Origin of the sequence: Tropicimonas sp. IMCC6043 (genome assembly GCF_004146235.1) — a bacterium.
In the GTDB taxonomy this organism is placed as follows: domain Bacteria; phylum Pseudomonadota; class Alphaproteobacteria; order Rhodobacterales; family Rhodobacteraceae; genus Tropicimonas.
This window is the reverse complement of sequence record NZ_SELO01000275.1, coordinates 1-250: the sequence shown is the minus strand read 5'-3', so window position 1 is coordinate 250 and position 250 is coordinate 1. Positions and strand designations below refer to the sequence as shown.

At 56.4% G+C, this 250-nt stretch carries 2 pseudogenes; one reads left to right on the top strand and one right to left on the bottom strand.

What is annotated here, in order from left to right:
* Positions 1 to 184 (top strand): annotated as a pseudogene (locus tag EU800_RS27470) (hypothetical protein); the annotation flags it as partial.
* Here the strand turns inward: EU800_RS27470 and EU800_RS26650 are convergent.
* Positions 125 to 250: pseudogene (locus EU800_RS26650) on the bottom strand (IS481 family transposase); the annotation flags it as partial. The pseudogenes EU800_RS27470 and EU800_RS26650 overlap by 60 nt on opposite strands.

Sequence of the window (250 nt, the reverse complement as noted above, 5' to 3'; positions counted from 1 at the left end):
GCCCTTCAGTGCCGCCAATGCGACTTTCGCCTTGAACGCGGCACTGTGGTTTCTTCTCGGACGTCTTGCCATCTTTCGCTCCTTCTTCCCGGCATCGCTGCCGGATCGGGAGCGGAAAATCCACCTAGGTGTTCAGTCCCGGCATTTGGTGGATCGGATCGACATTGAATCTGTCTGGCTCTGAAGTCCAGATCTTGCAGATGTATTCGTATGGCGTGAGACCGCTGAGGGTCTTGAGCCTTCGGGCGAA